The sequence below is a fragment of the Micromonospora sp. WMMD1274 genome, from assembly GCF_049179035.1.
In the GTDB taxonomy this organism is placed as follows: domain Bacteria; phylum Actinomycetota; class Actinomycetes; order Mycobacteriales; family Micromonosporaceae; genus Micromonospora; species Micromonospora tulbaghiae.
Genome location: NZ_JBMHMG010000001.1, coordinates 4,575,249 through 4,590,287, shown reverse-complemented (window position 1 = coordinate 4,590,287; position 15,039 = coordinate 4,575,249). Strand labels below are relative to the sequence as shown.

13 protein-coding genes are annotated in these 15,039 nt (G+C 73.2%); 4 read left to right on the top strand and 9 right to left on the bottom strand.

Annotated elements, in window-relative coordinates; genetic code table 11:
* Positions 1 to 70: 70 nt before the first annotated feature.
* From ACN27D_RS21875 to ACN27D_RS21845, 7 genes are all read right to left on the bottom strand, one after another.
* Positions 71 to 817, bottom strand: a complete 747-nt coding sequence (locus ACN27D_RS21875) for an MBL fold metallo-hydrolase (protein WP_047892375.1) — start codon at positions 815 to 817, stop codon at positions 71 to 73.
* A gap of 225 nt (positions 818 to 1,042) precedes the next feature.
* Complete coding sequence (locus ACN27D_RS21870) at positions 1,043 to 2,008, bottom strand: PLP-dependent cysteine synthase family protein (protein WP_091329858.1); 966 nt, start codon at positions 2,006 to 2,008, stop codon at positions 1,043 to 1,045.
* Positions 2,009 to 2,019: 11 nt separating this feature from the next.
* The gene (locus tag ACN27D_RS21865; RefSeq protein ID WP_091329859.1) at positions 2,020 to 2,358 is read right to left on the bottom strand and encodes a MoaD family protein; all 339 of its coding nucleotides are present in this window, start codon (positions 2,356 to 2,358) and stop codon (positions 2,020 to 2,022) included.
* 66 nt (positions 2,359 to 2,424) lie between these two features.
* Entirely contained in the window at positions 2,425 to 2,913 is a 489-nt protein-coding gene (locus ACN27D_RS21860; RefSeq protein WP_013284357.1) for a Mov34/MPN/PAD-1 family protein, read from the bottom strand.
* A gap of 55 nt (positions 2,914 to 2,968) precedes the next feature.
* On the bottom strand, positions 2,969 to 3,472 hold the full coding sequence (locus tag ACN27D_RS21855; RefSeq protein WP_013284356.1) for a DUF2017 domain-containing protein: 504 nt from the start codon (positions 3,470 to 3,472) through the stop codon (positions 2,969 to 2,971).
* A complete protein-coding gene (gene clpS, locus ACN27D_RS21850) occupies positions 3,469 to 3,759 on the bottom strand; it encodes an ATP-dependent Clp protease adapter ClpS (RefSeq protein WP_018786685.1) in 291 nt (96 codons plus the stop codon). Before clpS ends, ACN27D_RS21855 begins: the two co-directional genes overlap by 4 nt.
* A 115-nt stretch (positions 3,760 to 3,874) precedes the next feature.
* Complete coding sequence (locus tag ACN27D_RS21845; RefSeq protein ID WP_047892372.1) at positions 3,875 to 5,416, bottom strand: hypothetical protein; 1,542 nt, start codon at positions 5,414 to 5,416, stop codon at positions 3,875 to 3,877.
* A 193-nt stretch (positions 5,417 to 5,609) separates the two neighbouring features.
* On the opposite strand from ACN27D_RS21845, the gene ACN27D_RS21840 reads away from it, so the two are divergent.
* Genes ACN27D_RS21840 through ACN27D_RS21825 form a run of 4 tightly spaced genes read left to right on the top strand, consistent with a single transcriptional unit; the run spans position 5,610 to position 11,463 of the window.
* Positions 5,610 to 8,282, top strand: coding sequence for a LuxR C-terminal-related transcriptional regulator (locus ACN27D_RS21840; protein ID WP_421499877.1), 2,673 nt, complete (start codon positions 5,610 to 5,612; stop codon positions 8,280 to 8,282).
* Between the two features lie 16 nt (positions 8,283 to 8,298).
* Entirely contained in the window at positions 8,299 to 9,585 is a 1,287-nt protein-coding gene (locus tag ACN27D_RS21835; RefSeq protein WP_120571413.1) for a nicotinate phosphoribosyltransferase, read from the top strand.
* 15 nt (positions 9,586 to 9,600) lie between these two features.
* Positions 9,601 to 10,182 carry an isochorismatase family protein gene (locus ACN27D_RS21830; RefSeq protein WP_350814083.1) on the top strand — a complete coding sequence of 194 codons (582 nt, stop codon included), beginning with the start codon at positions 9,601 to 9,603 and terminating at the stop codon, positions 10,180 to 10,182.
* 39 nt (positions 10,183 to 10,221) lie between these two features.
* Entirely contained in the window at positions 10,222 to 11,463 is a 1,242-nt protein-coding gene (locus tag ACN27D_RS21825) for an MFS transporter (protein WP_252454147.1), read from the top strand.
* A gap of 331 nt (positions 11,464 to 11,794) precedes the next feature.
* On the opposite strand, the gene ctaD is transcribed toward ACN27D_RS21825, so the two are convergent.
* Together ctaD and ACN27D_RS21815 are read right to left on the bottom strand one after the other, a co-directional pair.
* On the bottom strand, positions 11,795 to 13,552 hold the full coding sequence (gene ctaD, locus ACN27D_RS21820; protein WP_013284349.1) for a cytochrome c oxidase subunit I: 1,758 nt from the start codon (positions 13,550 to 13,552) through the stop codon (positions 11,795 to 11,797).
* Between the two features lie 127 nt (positions 13,553 to 13,679).
* Positions 13,680 to 14,786 carry an FAD-dependent monooxygenase gene (locus ACN27D_RS21815; protein ID WP_421499876.1) on the bottom strand — a complete coding sequence of 369 codons (1,107 nt, stop codon included), beginning with the start codon at positions 14,784 to 14,786 and terminating at the stop codon, positions 13,680 to 13,682.
* Positions 14,787 to 15,039 lie beyond the last annotated feature (253 nt).

The window sequence follows — 15,039 nt, the reverse complement described above, 5'->3', positions numbered from 1 at the left end:
TGCACCCTATGCGGTGCGGTGAACGCACCGCCCGCCGGTGCCCGCCGACACGACCCGGCCGCCGCCGGGCTCAGACGTCGTAGCAGGCGCCGGGCCGGACCACGTCCAGCGGCCCGGCGTACGCCCCGGCCGCCGCCTCCACGGTCTGCGACTCGCTGCCCCAGGCCGGTACGAGATGGGTGAGCAGGAGTCGTCCCACGCCCGCCTTGGTGGCCGCCTCGCCGGCCTCCCGGCCGGTCAGGTGCAGGTCCGGCGGGTTCTCCACGCCGTCCATGTAGCTGGCCTCGCAGAGGAACACGTCGGCGTCCTGGGCCAGGCGCAGCAGCGCCTCGCAGGGCGCGGTGTCCGCGGAGTAGCAGAACACCCGGCCGCCGTGCTCCAGCCGCACCCCGTACGTCTCGACCGGGTGGTTCATCCGGTCGACGGTGACGGAGAACGGGCCGATCGGGAACGTGCCCGGCTGGAGGCCGTAGAACTGGTAGACGTCCTCCACCGAGCCCTCCTCCTGCCCGTACGCGGCGGCAAGCCGGTCGGGCGCGCCGGAGGGGGCGTACATCGGCAGGGGCGGGTACGGGCCGTCCGGCGCGTACCGGCGTACCACCACGTAGGACACGGCATCGAACATGTGGTCGCAGTGCAGGTGGGTGAGGAGGATGGCGTCGGGGGCGTGCAACCCGACGTAACGCTGGAGCGTGGAGAGCGACCCCACCCCGAAGTCGATCAGAAGCCGGAAGCCGTCGGCTTCCATGAGATAGGCCGAACAGGGGGATTCGGGCCCCGGGAAGCTGCCCGCGCAGCCGAGGACGGTCAGTCTCATCCGGTGGCCTCGATCTCACGATGAGTAGTCGATGCGCCGGCGGCGGCCCCGCCGATGATCTCTACCGACGCGCTCGCCACGCTGCGCAGCCTACGCGTCGCCCCGGTCGAGCAAGAATCATCTGCCGGAAGTTGTCATCAACGTGACACCCATACACGTCCGCTCCGGACGAGACCGGCGGTCCGGCCGGCGGGCACGCCACCGACCGGACCGGCCATCGGTCCGTCAGGCCCAGAGCTGACCGTCCAGGGCCTCCTCCGCGTCGGCGAGGGTGCCGCCGTACGCGCCGGTCGACAGGTACTTCCAGCCGCCGTCGCAGACCACGAACGCCACGTCCGCGCGGCGGCCGTCGCGGACCGCCTCGTGCGCCACCGCGAGCGCGGCGTGCAGGATGGCGCCGGTGGAGAACCCGGCGAAGATGCCCTCCACCTCGACGAGCTGCCGGGTACGCAGCACCGCGTCCCGGGTGCCCACGGAGAAGCGGCGGGACAGCACCCCGGCGTCGTACAGCTCGGGCACGTAACCCTCGTCGATGTTGCGCAGACCGTAGACCAGCTCGCCGTAGCGCGGCTCGGCCGCCACGATCTGGATGCCCTCGACCTTCTCCCGCAGGTAGCGCCCGGTGCCCATGAGCGTGCCGGTGGTGCCCAGCCCGGCCACGAAGTGGGTGATGCCCGGCAGGTCCTGCAGCAGCTCCGGCCCGGTCGTCTCGTAGTGCGCCCGGGCGTTCGCCTCGTTGCCGTACTGGTAGAGCATCACCCAGTCCGGGTGCTCGGCGGAGATCTGCTTCGCGGTCGCGACCGCCTGGTTCGAGCCGCCCGCGGCCGGCGAGAAGATGATCTCCGCGCCGTACATGCGGAGCAGCTGCACCCGCTCGGTGGAGACGTTCTCCGGCATCACGCAGACCAGCCGGTAGCCGCGCAGCTTCGCCACCATGGCCAGCGAGATGCCGGTGTTGCCGCTGGTCGGCTCCAGGATCGTGTCACCCGGACGCAGCCGGCCGGACTCCTCCGCCGCGCGGACCATGAACAGGGCCGCGCGGTCCTTGATGCTGCCGGTCGGGTTCCGGTCCTCCAGCTTGGCCCAGAGCCGCACCGGCGGCGCGCCCTCGGGCACCGTCGGCGAGAGCCGGGGCAACCCGACCAGCGGTGTGCCGCCGCAGGCGTCGAGCAGGCTGTCGTACCGCGCCATCGCGGGCCCCCTCAGCGGGCGGCGCGCGTGGAGACCGCGTGCGAGGCGATCGCCGCGGCGGCCGCGAAGCCGAACGCGCCACCGGCGACGGCCGGCAGGACGGTCACGCTGTCGCCGTCGTTGAGCTTGGCGTCGAGCGCGCCCAGGAAGCGGACGTCCTCGTCGTTGACGTAGACGTTGACGAACCGGTGCAGCGCGCCCGCGTCGGTGACCAGACGGGCCTTCAGGCCGCCGTGCCGGGAGTCCAGGTCGGCGATCAGGTCGGCGAGCGTGTCGCCGCTGCCCTCGACGACCTTCGCGCCGCCGGTGTAGCTGCGCAGGATGGTGGGGATGCGAACCTCGATGGCCATGGTGTCTCGTGCTCCTCGTTCGGGATCGTGCCAGGTGACGGGAAAGGAAGGTGCCGGCGCTGAAGGTCAGCGGTCGGAACACTCGTAGTCGACCGTCGCCGGGCTCTGCCCGAACATGTAGGACTGGACGGCGTTCGGGTCCACGGCGGCATCCACGATCTCCACCGGTTCCTCGGTGACCACGCCGTCGACGATCCGGAAGGAGCGGATCTCCTCGGTGTCGGGCTCGCGGGTCGAGACGAGCAGGTAGTGCGCGCCCGGCTCGCCGGCGAAGGAGACGTCCGTACGCGACGGGTAGGCCTCCGTCGCGGTGTGCGAGTGGTAGATGACGACCGGTTCCTCGTCGCGGTCGTCCATCTCGCGCCACACCCGCAACTGCTCCATCGAGTCGAACTCGTAGAACGTCATGGAGCGGGCGGCGTTGTCCATCGGGATGTGCCGGGTCGGGGTGTCGCTGCCGACGGGACCGGCGACCACGCCGCACGCCTCGTCCGGGTGGTCCCGGCGCGCGTGGGCGACGATCGCGTCGATGATCGACCGGTCGATGCTCAGCACGCCGCCAAGCCTAGCGCCTGGCCCTCCCGGGCGGCGAGGTGGCAACCGTCACCACTCAGTCGATGAGCGCGTTGAGCAGGGATTCCTGGAGATATCCGAGATAGGCGTAGACCGACAGTTGGAACACCCGGGACGAACCCGGGTCCGCGGCCACCGCGTCGTCGAGCTCCTCGCCCAGGTCGGTGCCGTCCTTGATCTCCAGGCGTACGCCCATCGCCAGCCGGGCGTCGTTCAGCGCCCGCAGCCACGCCTCGGCCGCCTCCGCGTCCAGCCGCACCTCGCCGCCGGCGTCCCCGTCGGGCAGCGCGGCGAGGACCGCGCCCGCCTGGTCGATCTTGCCGGTCTTCAGGTCGCCCTCGGTGTAGCGGCGGAACTCGGCGGTGCCGGCGTCGTCGTCCGGGTAGACGTCGGGGAACAGCCGCCCGACCACCGGGTCGCCGTGGTCGAAGCCGTCGGTCAGCAGACCGACCACCTCGTTGGCGACCTTGCGCAGCACCCGGACCTCGTCGACCGCGAACGTGGCCACGTAGTGGTCGCCCCGGCGGCGGAACATGCTCATGAGCGGTCCACCGTCGCCCAGAGGCCGTACGCGTGCAGTTGCGCCGCGTCGTGCTCCATCCGTTCCCGGGCGCCGCTGGAGACCACTGCCTTGCCCTTGTGGTGCACGTCCAGCATGAGCCGCTCCGCCTTCTCCCGGCTGTACCCGAAGAGCTTCTGGAACACCCAGGTCACATACGTCATCAGGTTGACCGGATCGTCCCAGACGATGGTCACCCATGGCCGGTCGGAGACCGGCACCTCTTCGGTGTCCGGCGTCTCGACCGGCGCAACCTGTGGAGCCGCCATGCCCCCCATCGTGCCACCGGATCCGGGGAACCGATGAACCGGAACCGCGCGCGGGTCGTCGTCACCCGCCCGGGCCGCGTACGCGAGCCCGGGTCGCCGTGTGCCGGCGCCGTGGTCAGGCAAGCAGGATGCCGTGGTCGACCGCATCGGCGAGCACCGCGCCCAGCGAGAGACGGATCACCTCGAAGCGGCGGGACACCTCGCGGGACAGTTCGAGTTCGACCTCGCGCAACGCGCGCTGGGCCCAGGAGCGAGCGGCGTTCGGGTCGTTGTTGCCGGGTGCCCGCCAGTGCTGCCAGCAGCCGCCGTTGAGGGCGACGCCGACCGGCGGGAGCACCTCGTCGCGCTGCGCGCCGGGCAGCCCGGCCAGCGCGTCCAGGGCGCCGGCGCCGGTCAGCCCGGCGACCCCGGCCGTGCTGGTCACCAGGAGCACCCGGTCCAGCTCGGGGGCGTCCGGGTGGTCGGCCAGGCCCCAGCGCACCGCGTGGATGATCCGCCGGCGTACGCCCTCGGCCAGCGGCGCGCCGAAGACCCGGGCGGCGGCCTCGTCGACCAGGCCCCGTACCGCCTCGTCGCACTGGGCGGTGGCGAGCAGCGACAGCGCCTCCAGCTCGCGGTCGAGCATCTGCGGCAGGCCGGCGCAGCCGACCCCGAAGACGATCTCCTGCACCACCCGCAGGTGGATGTTGGCGAGTTCCAGGGCGAGGTGCTGGCGGATCCGGCGGGCGCAGGCGCGGGCCTGACGGTCGATCCGGTCGGCCAGTTCGCCCGGCTCGACGCCGGCGAGCACCGGCACCCGGCCGTGCGCTCCGGCCGGCACCGGCGGGCGGGCGCTGCCGCGTCGCAGCACCTCGTCGGCGGCCCAGCCCACCAGCGCGCGGCGCAGCTGCGGCAGCTCGGCGCGGCGGGCCGGGAACCACCGGGCCGGGGTGAGCGCCGGCACCGCGGCCAGCAGCGCCGCCCGGTGCGCCTCGATGGAGACCGACACCGGGTCGAGCCGGCGGACCGACCCGTTCGGGCCGGACGCCGCCCGGTCCTGCGCCCGCGCGCCGTCGCCCGGCGCGGCCGGGCCGGTCACGCCGGGCGTGACGGCGAAGAACACCTCGACCCGGGCACGCGCCACCTCGGCGAGCAGGTGCAGCTCGGCCGCGCTGAACGCCTGGTCGGCGGAGATCACGAAGAGCAGCGCGCCGGCCCGGCCGACGGCGTCGCGCAGCACCCGGCCGCCGGCCACGCCGAGCGTGCCGGTGTCCGGCGTGTCGAGCACCGCGAAGTGCCGCAGCAGCGGATCGGGCAGGCTCAGTTCGACCCGGCGCGGCGGCCGGGCCAGCGCCGGACCGGCGGCGAGCGGGTCGGCACCGTAGGCGTGCGGCTGGCGGTAGCCCGGGACGTACGCGGCGCGGGTCGCGGTGGCGGCGTGCTGGACCAGCAGGTTGCTTCCCGGCGGCACGGCGAGCGTCGCGGCCTCGACCCCGAGCAGGCCGGCGATCAGCTCACGCCGGTTCGCGCCGGCCGGACCGGCGACGACCACCGCCATCGGCTCGTCCGGCCCGGGCACGGTCACCCCGAGCCGGGTCGGCAGCGGGGCGGATCCGGGTGGCTCGGCCTGCCGGCCTGGGTCGGGCACGTCGACCGAAGGGAGCGGACCTGGTGTCATCAGGTGGGCCTCCCGGTCGGGCGACCGGGGTACCGGTCGCGGATTTTCCCTGGTTGCAGGGACTGCCGGAAGAGTACGGGTGTCGGCCATCCGACAACCAACACATCCGGTACTCACGGGTAATGAACAGATTACTCAACTTCACTGCGTGACGGTGCGGACGCGGACGGAACACGGTCGATATGCTGCATCGATGAGTAGGTGGGAGTTCGTCGGCCGTACTGATGAACTCAACCGTCTGTTGTCGGCGGTCGGCGGCCCGGAGGGGCGCGGGTTGCTCTTCAGCGGCGACGCCGGGGTCGGCAAGAGCCGCCTGCTGCGCGAGGGAGTGGCCGCGCTCTCCCCCGAGCGGTACGCGATCTGGTCCATCGCGGCCAGCGCCACCACCGCCGCGTTGCCGTTCGGCGGGCTGGTCCAGGTGCTGCCCGCCTCGCAGCCGCAGGGCCTGTCCCCCGCCGGGATTCTGCGCTGGGCCATGGACGTGCTCCAGGAACAGGCCGCCGGCCGGCCCATCGTGCTGGCCATCGACGACGCGCATCTGCTCGACCCGCCCTCGGCGGCGCTCGTGCACATGGTCGCCCGCTCGGAGAACGCGTACGTCATCGGGACGCTGCGCAACGGCGAACAGGTCCCGCTGCCGATCCGCGCACTCTGGACCGACGACCTGGCCGACCTGGTCGAGCTGGCCCCGCTGTGCCGCAGCGAGACCACCGGGCTGCTCGCCGCCATCCTGGGCGGTCCCGTCGACGCCGGCTCCTCGGACCGGCTGTTCCAGCTCTCCGCGGGCAACCCGCTGCTGCTGCGGGAGCTGGTGCTGGCCGCCGACGACGAGCTGAACCGCAGGTACGGGATCTGGACGTGGACCGGCCGGCTGGAGCTGGCGCCCAGCCTCACCGAACTGATCGACACCCGGATCGGCCAGCTCACCCCCGGCGTCCGGGCGGTCGTCGAGCTGGTCGCCTTCGGCGAGCCGCTGGGCCTGCAACTGCTGGAACGCGCGGTCGACCCGGCGGACGTGGAGACCGCCGAGGAGCGCGGGCTCATCGCGCTGGTCCACGACGACCGGCGGCTCAACGTCCGCCTGGCGCACCCGCTCTACGGCGAGGTGATGCGCCGGCACTGCCCGGTCAGCCGCACCCGCCGGCTCCAGGCCACCCTGGCCGGGCTGCTGGAACAGGTCGGCAAGCGCCGCCGGGAGGACCTGCTGCGCGTCGCGGTGTGGCGGCTCGACTCGGGTACGGCGCAGGACGTGGCCCTGCTGCTCGAAGCGGCGGTGCAGGCGTTCGGCCGGTACGACGTGCCGCTGGCCACCCGGCTGGCCCGGGCCGCGCTGGAGGCCGGCGGCGGCACGGACGCGGCCGAACTGCTCGCCACCATCCTGATGTTCGGCGACCGGCCGGACGAGGCGCTCGGCGTGCTCGACCAGGTCGCCGGTGAGATCCACGACGAACGGCGGCGCAGCCGGTGGCTGACCGTCCGGGGCATGGTCAGCTACTGGGGACTCAACCGCGAGTCCACTGTGGAGGAGATCGCCGCGCGCGGCGAGGAGCTGAGCGACGCCGCCGACCGCGCCCGCGTACGCGCCTTCGAGGCCATCATGCGGCTGCACCGGCTCGACGTCGACGTCGCGGTCCGGCTGGCCCAGGAGGTGCTGGACCGGCCCGCCGCCCCGATGGCCGCCCGGGAGCTGGCCCGCTGCACGCTCGCCCACCTGCAGGCCGCGCAGGGGCAATACCAGCTCAGTGCCACCGCGATCGCCCGGGTGCAGGCCGAGGCCGCGTGCTGGCGGGCCGACATGCCCTACCTCCAGCTCGCCATGGAACTGGCCCGGGGCACCCGGCTGACGCTCTCCGGCGACCTGCCCGGCATCGACGCGATCGTCGCCGACGAGTTCGCCGACCTGGCCGGGGCCGGCGACTTCCGGCTCGGCACCGGCTACCTGGCCATCCTCCAGGCGTACGCGGCGCGGCTGCGCGGGCGCGGCGACGACGCGCTGCGGACCAGCCTGGAGGCGTGCGCAGTACTCGCCACCAGCCGGGTGTACGCGGGCCTCGCGCACGCCGAGCGCGCCCAGGCCGCCGCGCTGCGCGGCGACGCGACGCACGCGGCCGAGGCGATGGCCGAGGCGGACCGGACGCACGCACCCGGGATGGCCGTGCTGTACCCGTGGCTGGAGCAGGCCCGGGGCGCGGTCCAGGCCGCCACGGGTGACCTGCCGGCCGCGACCAAGCACCTGTGCGCGCTCGCCGACCGGCTGCGCGAGGACGGCCTGGCCGGGCACGAGCTGCTCGTCCTGCTCGACCTGGTCCGGCTGGACCAGGCCGCCGCGCCGGTCGGCCCGACCTGCACCGACGGTGGCCGGCGCAGAGTGGCGCAGCGCCTGGCCGAACTCTCCGAGCAGGTCGACGGCGTGCTGCCGCCGCTCGTCGCCCGGTTCGGCCGGGCCGCAGTCGACGGCTCCCCGGACGCGCTGCTCGCCGTCGCCGACGGCTTCGCCGACCGGGAACTGACCGTGTACGCGGCCGAGGCGACCGCCCTGGCGCTGCACCGGACACGACACGTCCGGGGCGGCGCTACCGGGCCGATCCGGGAACGCCTGGCCGATCTGCTGCGCCGCTGCGACGAGATCTCCACCCCGGCGCTGCGGCTGCTGCGCCCCACGCTCAGCGAACGGGAATGGGAGGTCGCCCGCCTCGCCGCCGACGGCGTGACCAGCCGCGCCATCGCCGAACGGCTGTTCCTGTCCACGCGCACGGTGGAGAACCACCTCCAGCGCGTCTACAGCAAACTCGGCGTCGCCGGGCGCGGCGAGTTGCGGGCCGCACTGCGGTCCATGCCGGGGCACGACGGCGCGGATCCGGGCTGAACTCTAGGCTGGGGCGGTGAGCACCCTTCGTCCCGCGCTGCTGACCGACCACTACGAGCTGACCATGGTCAGCGCGGCCCTGCGTGACGGCACGGCCGACCGACGCTGCGTCTTCGAGGTGTTCAGCCGGCGGCTGCCGGCCGGGCGCCGGTACGGCGTGGTCGCCGGGACCGGCCGGCTGATCGAGATGATCCGCGACTTCCGGTTCGACCCGGCGGAGATCGACTTCCTGCGCCGTACCGGAGTGGTGGACGAGCCGGCCGCGCAATGGCTGGCCGACTACCGGTTCACCGGCGACATCGACGGCTACGCCGAGGGTGAGCTGTTCTTCCCCGGCTCCCCGATCCTCACCGTGTCGGGCACGTTCGCCGAGTGCGTGGTGCTGGAGACGCTCGTGCTGTCGGTGCTCAACCACGACTGCGCGGTCGCCGCCGCCGCGGCCCGGATGGTCACCGCCGCCCGGGGCCGGGCGCTGATCGAGATGGGCTCCCGCCGGGCGCACGAGGAGGCCGCCGTCGCCGCGGCGCGGTCCGCGTACCTGGCCGGGTTCCGGTTCACCTCCAACCTGGCCGCCGGGCAGCGCTACGGCATCCCCACCGCGGGCACCGCCGCGCACGCCTTCACGCTGCTGCACGACGACGAGCGGGCCGCGTTCGCCTCCCAGGTCGCCACGCTGGGCAAGGACACCACGCTGCTCGTCGACACGTACGACATCGCCCAGGGCATCCGCAACGCCATCGCGGTGGCCGGGCCGGAGCTGCGGGCGGTCCGGATCGACTCCGGCGACCTCGCGGTGATCGCCCAGCAGTCCCGCGAGCTGCTCGACTCGCTCGGCGCCACCGAGACGAAGATCATCGTCTCCGGCGACCTCGACGAGTACGCCATCGCCGCGCTCGCCGCCGAACCGGTGGACATGTACGGCGCCGGCACCGCCGTGGTGACCGGCTCCGGAGCGCCCACCGCCGGCCTGGTCTACAAGCTGGTCGAGGTGGAGGGGCGGCCGGTGGTCAAGCGCTCCGAGCACAAGGCCACCATCGGCGGCCGGAAGGTCGCGGTCCGCCGGCACAAGCCGACCGGCACCGCCACCGAGGAGGTCATCGTGCCGCAGGGCGTGCCGGACCGGCAGCCCAACGACCGGTTGCTCCAGCACTCGTACGTGGTGTCCGGCGAGCCGGAGACGCTGCCCACGCTGGAGGAGTCCCGGGACCACCTGCGCCAGTGCCTGATCTCCATCCCGTGGGAGGGGCTCAAGCTCTCCGCCGGAGATCCGGCCGTACCGGTGACCGTCGTACCCGCGAGCTGAGGAGGAACCCGTCAGATGGCGAACGCCCTGATCATCGTGGACGTGCAGAACGACTTCTGCGAGGGCGGCTCCCTCGCGGTCGGTGGCGGAGCCGGCGTGGCCGCCGGCATCTCCCGGCTGCTCGCCGCCGAGCCGGACCGGTGGGACCACGTGGTCGCGACGAAGGACTACCACGTCGACCCGGGCGCGCACTTCGGCGACCCGCCGGACTACGTCGACTCCTGGCCCCGGCACTGCGTGGTCGGCACCTCCGGTTCCGAGTTCCACCCCGAACTGGCGACCGACCGGGTGGAGACGATCTTCCACAAGGGCGAGCACGCGGCCGCGTACTCCGGTTTCGAGGGGCACGCCCCCGACGGCGAGTGCCTGGCCGACTGGCTGCGGCGGCACGACGTGGACCGGGTCGACGTGGTCGGCATCGCCACCGACCACTGCGTGCGCGCCACCGCCCTGGACGCCGCCCGGGAGGGCTTCCGGACCACGGTGCTGCTCGACCTGACCGCCGCTGTCGCGCCGGACACGCTCGACGTGGCGCTGCGGGCGCTCGACGGCGCCGGGGTGAGCATGGTGGGCGAGCCTGTGATCAGGACCGCTTGACCGGGTAATCGGTTGCGGGTGTCGTACCCCGGCCCCAGGATGGCGCCGGAGGTACGGTCCGTCGTGAATCTGAAGCCTTACCGGGAAGCGCTCGCGCTGCCCGGTCTCCGATCGTTGCTGCTGGTGTCGGTGCTGGCCCGTGTGCCGCTGACCGCCACCGGGGTGACGCTCACCTTCTACGTGGTGCTCGACCTGGGCCGCGGTTACGGCGCCGCCGGCCTGGTCGGCGCCGCGTCCACGATCGGCGCGGCACTCGGCGCCCCGCTGCTCGGGCGGCTCATCGACCGCCGAGGGCTGCGGCCGGTGCTGGTGCTCACCACAGTCGCCGAGGCGCTGTTCTGGTCCGCCGCGCCCACGCTGCCGTACCCGGTGCTGCTCCCCGCCGCGTTCCTCGCCGGGCTGCTCGCCCTGCCGATCTTCTCGATGGTCCGCCAGTCGATCGCCGCGCTCGTGCCGGTCGAGAAGCGCCGCCCCGCGTACGCGCTGGACTCGATGGCGGTGGAGTTGTCGTTCATGGTCGGCCCGGCGCTCGCCGTGGCCCTGGCCACCGCCGTCACGCCGCGCCTGACCCTCTGGGCGGTCGGCGCCGGGATCGTCGCCTCCGGCATCTGCTTCTGGCTGCTCAACCCGCCGATCCGGGCCGCCGACGAGCCCGCCGGGCCGCCGCGCCCGGTGCACCGCCGCGAGTGGCTCACCCCGCGCCTGCTCGCCGTACTGGCGGTCAGTCTCGCCGCCACGCTGGTGCTCGGCGGCACCGACGTCGCGGTGGTCGCCGTGCTCCGGTCCGGTGGCGAGGTCGGCTGGACCGGCGCCGTGCTGGCCGCCTGGGCGGTCGCGTCGCTGGCAGGTGGCTTCGCCTACGGCGCGGTACGCCGCTCGTTCTCCCCGCTGGCACTGATGGCCGCGCTGAGCCTCACCACCATCCCGGTCGGGCTGGGCGGGTCGCACTGGTGGCTGCTCTGCCTCGCGCTGATCCCGGCCGGTGCGCTCTGCGCCCCCACCATCGCGTCCACCTCCGACGCGGTCAGCCGGCTGGCTCCGCCCTCGGTCCGGGGCCTGGCCATGGGCCTGCACGGCTCGGCGGTGACGGTCGGCATCGCGCTCGGCGCACCGCTGGCCGGCGCGGTGATCGACGCGACCGCGCCCGTGTGGGGCTTCGTGGTCACCGGCGCGATCGGCGCGCTGGTGGCACTGGCGGTGCTCCCGATCGAGCTGCGCCACCGCCGCACCCCGGTCGACGCCCCGCCCGTGGACCCCGACCTGGCCCTCGCCTCCCGCTGACCCCCGCCCGGCGTGATCAAGGAGTCCGTGTCTCCCCGAGGCGGGGCCGAAACCAGTACGGGGAAGTGGCTAGGTCCACGCACCCCGGACACCCCCACTCCCCCGAACTGGCGCCGCGACCCCGCCCTCACCTCGGCGATCATGAGGTTGGCGGCGACAAATCGGACACGAACTGCCGCCAACCTCATGATCAACGGGGACAGGCGGGAGGGGCGGGGGAGGGCGGGGACGGGACGGGACGGGGCGGGACGGGGCGGGACAGGGCGGGAGGGAAAAGGGCGGGCGCCGCGCCCCCGTCAGGGAGTGCGGCGCCCGGCCTTGGACTGGTGCGTCAGCGCTGGTCGAGGTTGCCTGCGGTGTCCTCCTGGTAGCTGGCGCCACCGTTGACCTCGCTGGTCAGCGGCTTGGCACCACCCTCGGGCGGACCGGCCAGGCTCTGCCCGGCGGCCAGCTCGGGGAACTTCGCGTCGAACGCCGGCCGCTCGGAGCGGATGCGCGGCATGCGGTCGAAGTTGCGCAGCGGCGGCGGGGAGCTGGTGGCCCACTCGAGCGAGTTGCCGTGGCCCCACGGGTCGTCGACCTCGACGACCGGGCCGGTCTTGTACGACTTCCAGCAGTTCCAGATGAACGGCAGCGTCGAGATACCGGTGATGAACGCGCCGATCGTGGAGATCGTGTTCAGCGTGGTGAAGCCGTCGGCGGCCTGGTAGTCGGCGTACCGGCGCGGCATGCCCTCGTTGCCCAGCCAGTGCTGCACCAGGAACGTGGTGTGGAAGCCGATCATGGTCAGCCAGAAGTGGATCTTGCCGAGCCGCTCGTCGAGCATCCGGCCGAACATCTTCGGGAACCAGAAGTAGATGCCGGCGAACACGGCGAACACGATCGTGCCGAAGAGCACGTAGTGGAAGTGCGCCACCACGAAGTACGAGTCGTGCAGGTGGAAGTCGAGCGGCGGGCTGGCCAGCAGCACACCGGTGAGACCACCGAAGAGGAAGGTCACCAGGAAGCCGATCGAGAACAGCATCGGCGTCTCGAACGTGATCTGGCCCCGCCACATGGTGCCGATCCAGTTGAAGAACTTCATACCGGTGGGCACGGCGATCAGGTAGCTCAGGAAGCTGAAGAACGGCAGCAGCACCTGGCCGGTGGCGAACATGTGGTGCGCCCAGACGCTCATCGACAGGGCGGCGATGGCGATGGTGGCGGCCACCAGGCCCTTGTAGCCGAAGATCGGCTTCCGGGAGAACACCGGGATGATCTCGCTGATGATGCCGAAGAACGGCAGCGCGATGATGTACACCTCGGGGTGACCGAAGAACCAGAACAGGTGCTGCCACAGCATCGGCCCGCCGGTCGCCGGGTCGTACACGTGGGCGCCCATCAGGCGGTCCGCGGCGAGCGCGAACAGCGCGGCGGCCAGCAGCGGGAAGACCAGGATCGCCAGCAGGCTGGTGACCAGCATGTTCCAGGTGAAGATCGGCATCCGGAACATGGTCATGCCGGGCGCGCGCAGGGTCAGGATCGTGGTGATCAGGTTGACCGCGCCGAGGATCGTGCCCAGACCGGAGATGGCCAGGCCGACGACCCACATGTTGGCGCCCACGCCCGGGGCGTGGTCGGCGGTGCTCAGCGGCGTGTACGCGGTCCAGCCGAAGTCGGCCGCGCCGCCCGGGGCGATGAAGCCCGCGGTGGCGAGCGTGCCGCCGAACAGGTACAGCCAGTAGGCGAACGCGTTGAGGCGGGGGAACGACACGTCCGGCGCGCCGATCTGCAGCGGCACCACGTAGTTCGCGAAGGCGAACACGATCGGCGTCGCGAAGAACAGCAGCATGATCGTGCCGTGCATCGTGAAGAGCTGGTTGTACTGCTCGGGCGACAGGAACTGCAGGCCCGGTCGCGCGAGTTCGGCGCGCATGATCAGGGCCATCAGGCCACCGATCATGAAGAACACGAACGCGGTGACCATGTACATGATCCCGATCTGCTTCGCGTCCGTGGTGCGCAGCAGCCGCGCGATGGCCGACCCCTTGACCGGCTCGCGGACCGGCCAGGGCCGGGTCACGACCGGCTTGGGTGCGACGGTGGTCACGAGTGGCCTCCGGTTCTGGTTGTCCCGCTCGGCGCGCTGGTCATCGGCGCAGCCGTCATCCGCAAGGAGGATAGTCCCCGGTAGGTGGCCCCGCCGCGTGGGGTGGGCGGCTACGATCTCCCGCCCTCTAGAGGGGGCCGGTCAGGAGCCGGTAGTGCTCCCGGAAGATCCGTCCGCCGCGTCCGCGCAGCAACGGGTCGCGCAGCGCCGGCGGGACGTCGCGGGTGCGGTTGCGGTCCCGGGTCCGGTCCCGCACCCAGCGGGTACGCGGGCGGCGACGGCTCTCGTACGCGATCAGCGCGGCGTCGACGCTGCCGGCGGCCCGCAGCGACTCGGCGAGCACGACGGCGTCCTCCAGAGCCATGGCCGCGCCCTGGGACAGGGTCGGCGCGGTGGCGTGAGCGGCATCACCGACGAGCAGCACCCGGCCGTGGAACCAGCGTCCCAGCTCGACCTCCTCGGTGCGCTCGACGGACACGGTCTCCAACGCGGCCAGCACCTCGGGCACCGGCCCGCCGTAGGAGCCGAACAGTTCGTGCAGGCGGGCGAGCGGGTCGGCGGGCAGCTCGGTGCCGGCCTCGTCGGCGTAGCAGTAGAGCCTCCCGGCGCCGAGCGGCACCACCAGGAACCCGGCCCGCTGGCCGAGCAGGGCGGTCCAGTCCGCGATGCGGGGGCCGCCGCGCACCAGGGCGCGGTAGACCACCTGCCCGGCGGGGCGTGGCGGTCCGCCGAGCGCGGCGAGCGTCCGTACCGCCGAGCGGGGCCCGTCGGCGCCGACGACCAGGTCGTACTCGCTGCTGGTGCCGTCGGTGAAGCCGACGGCGACCCGGCCGGGCAGCGGGTCGACGGTGCTCACCTCGGCGCCGTGGCGCACCGCGCCGCCGGCGCCGGTGAGCAGCACACGGTGCAGTTCGGCCCGGGGCAGCGCCCGGCACTCCCCCACACCGGCCCAGAGCGCGTCGAGGTCGACCTCGCACAGCGGCGCTCCGGCGGCGTCGAGGAAGCGCTGCCGGTGGATCACCTGGCCGAGCGGGCGCAGCGGCCCGTCCAGGTCGAGCCGGCGCATCGCGCGGGCGGCGTTGCCCGGCAGGTAGAGGCCGGAGTCGATCGACTCGGTGGGTGGCAGCCGCTCGGTGACGTCGGGCCGGAACCCCGCCAGGCGCAGCGCCCGGGCCACGGCGAGGCCGGCGATGCCCGCGCCGACGACGAGGATGCGCAGGGGGGAACCACCCATCACGGGGTACGCCTCCGGAGGGGGATCGGAACGCGTTGGAGGCAAGACATTACTCGCCGCAACCAGGCGGCGGAAGTGCCCGTGCGCCCCGGCGCGGGACGCCGGTCGGCGGCGCACCCCGTCCCACCGGCAGGAATCCCGCCTCCATCTGGGGGAAGGGGACGCTCGCGGCGACCCCGGGCGCCACCGGCCGGACGCGGAGCGTTAACGAGCCCGGCGCATTTGCGCAATGATTCGAGACATGTAAATGTGT

Bases quoted from the DNA above. Each gene is read 5' to 3' on its own strand.
- ACN27D_RS21875 (WP_047892375.1), bottom strand. From the start codon at position 817: ATGAGACTGACCGTCCTCGGCTGCGCGGGCAGCTTCCCGGGGCCCGAA.
- ACN27D_RS21870 (WP_091329858.1), bottom strand. From the start codon at position 2,008: ATGGCGCGGTACGACAGCCTGCTCGACGCCTGCGGCGGCACACCGCTG.
- ACN27D_RS21865 (WP_091329859.1), bottom strand. From the start codon at position 2,358: ATGGCCATCGAGGTTCGCATCCCCACCATCCTGCGCAGCTACACCGGC.
- ACN27D_RS21855 (WP_013284356.1), bottom strand. From the start codon at position 3,472: ATGAGCATGTTCCGCCGCCGGGGCGACCACTACGTGGCCACGTTCGCG.
- clpS (WP_018786685.1), bottom strand. From the start codon at position 3,759: ATGGCGGCTCCACAGGTTGCGCCGGTCGAGACGCCGGACACCGAAGAG.
- ACN27D_RS21845 (WP_047892372.1), bottom strand. From the start codon at position 5,416: ATGACACCAGGTCCGCTCCCTTCGGTCGACGTGCCCGACCCAGGCCGG.
- ACN27D_RS21840 (WP_421499877.1), top strand. From the start codon at position 5,610: ATGAGTAGGTGGGAGTTCGTCGGCCGTACTGATGAACTCAACCGTCTG.
- ACN27D_RS21830 (WP_350814083.1), top strand. From the start codon at position 9,601: ATGGCGAACGCCCTGATCATCGTGGACGTGCAGAACGACTTCTGCGAG.
- ACN27D_RS21825 (WP_252454147.1), top strand. From the start codon at position 10,222: ATGGCGCCGGAGGTACGGTCCGTCGTGAATCTGAAGCCTTACCGGGAA.
- ACN27D_RS21815 (WP_421499876.1), bottom strand. From the start codon at position 14,786: ATGGGTGGTTCCCCCCTGCGCATCCTCGTCGTCGGCGCGGGCATCGCC.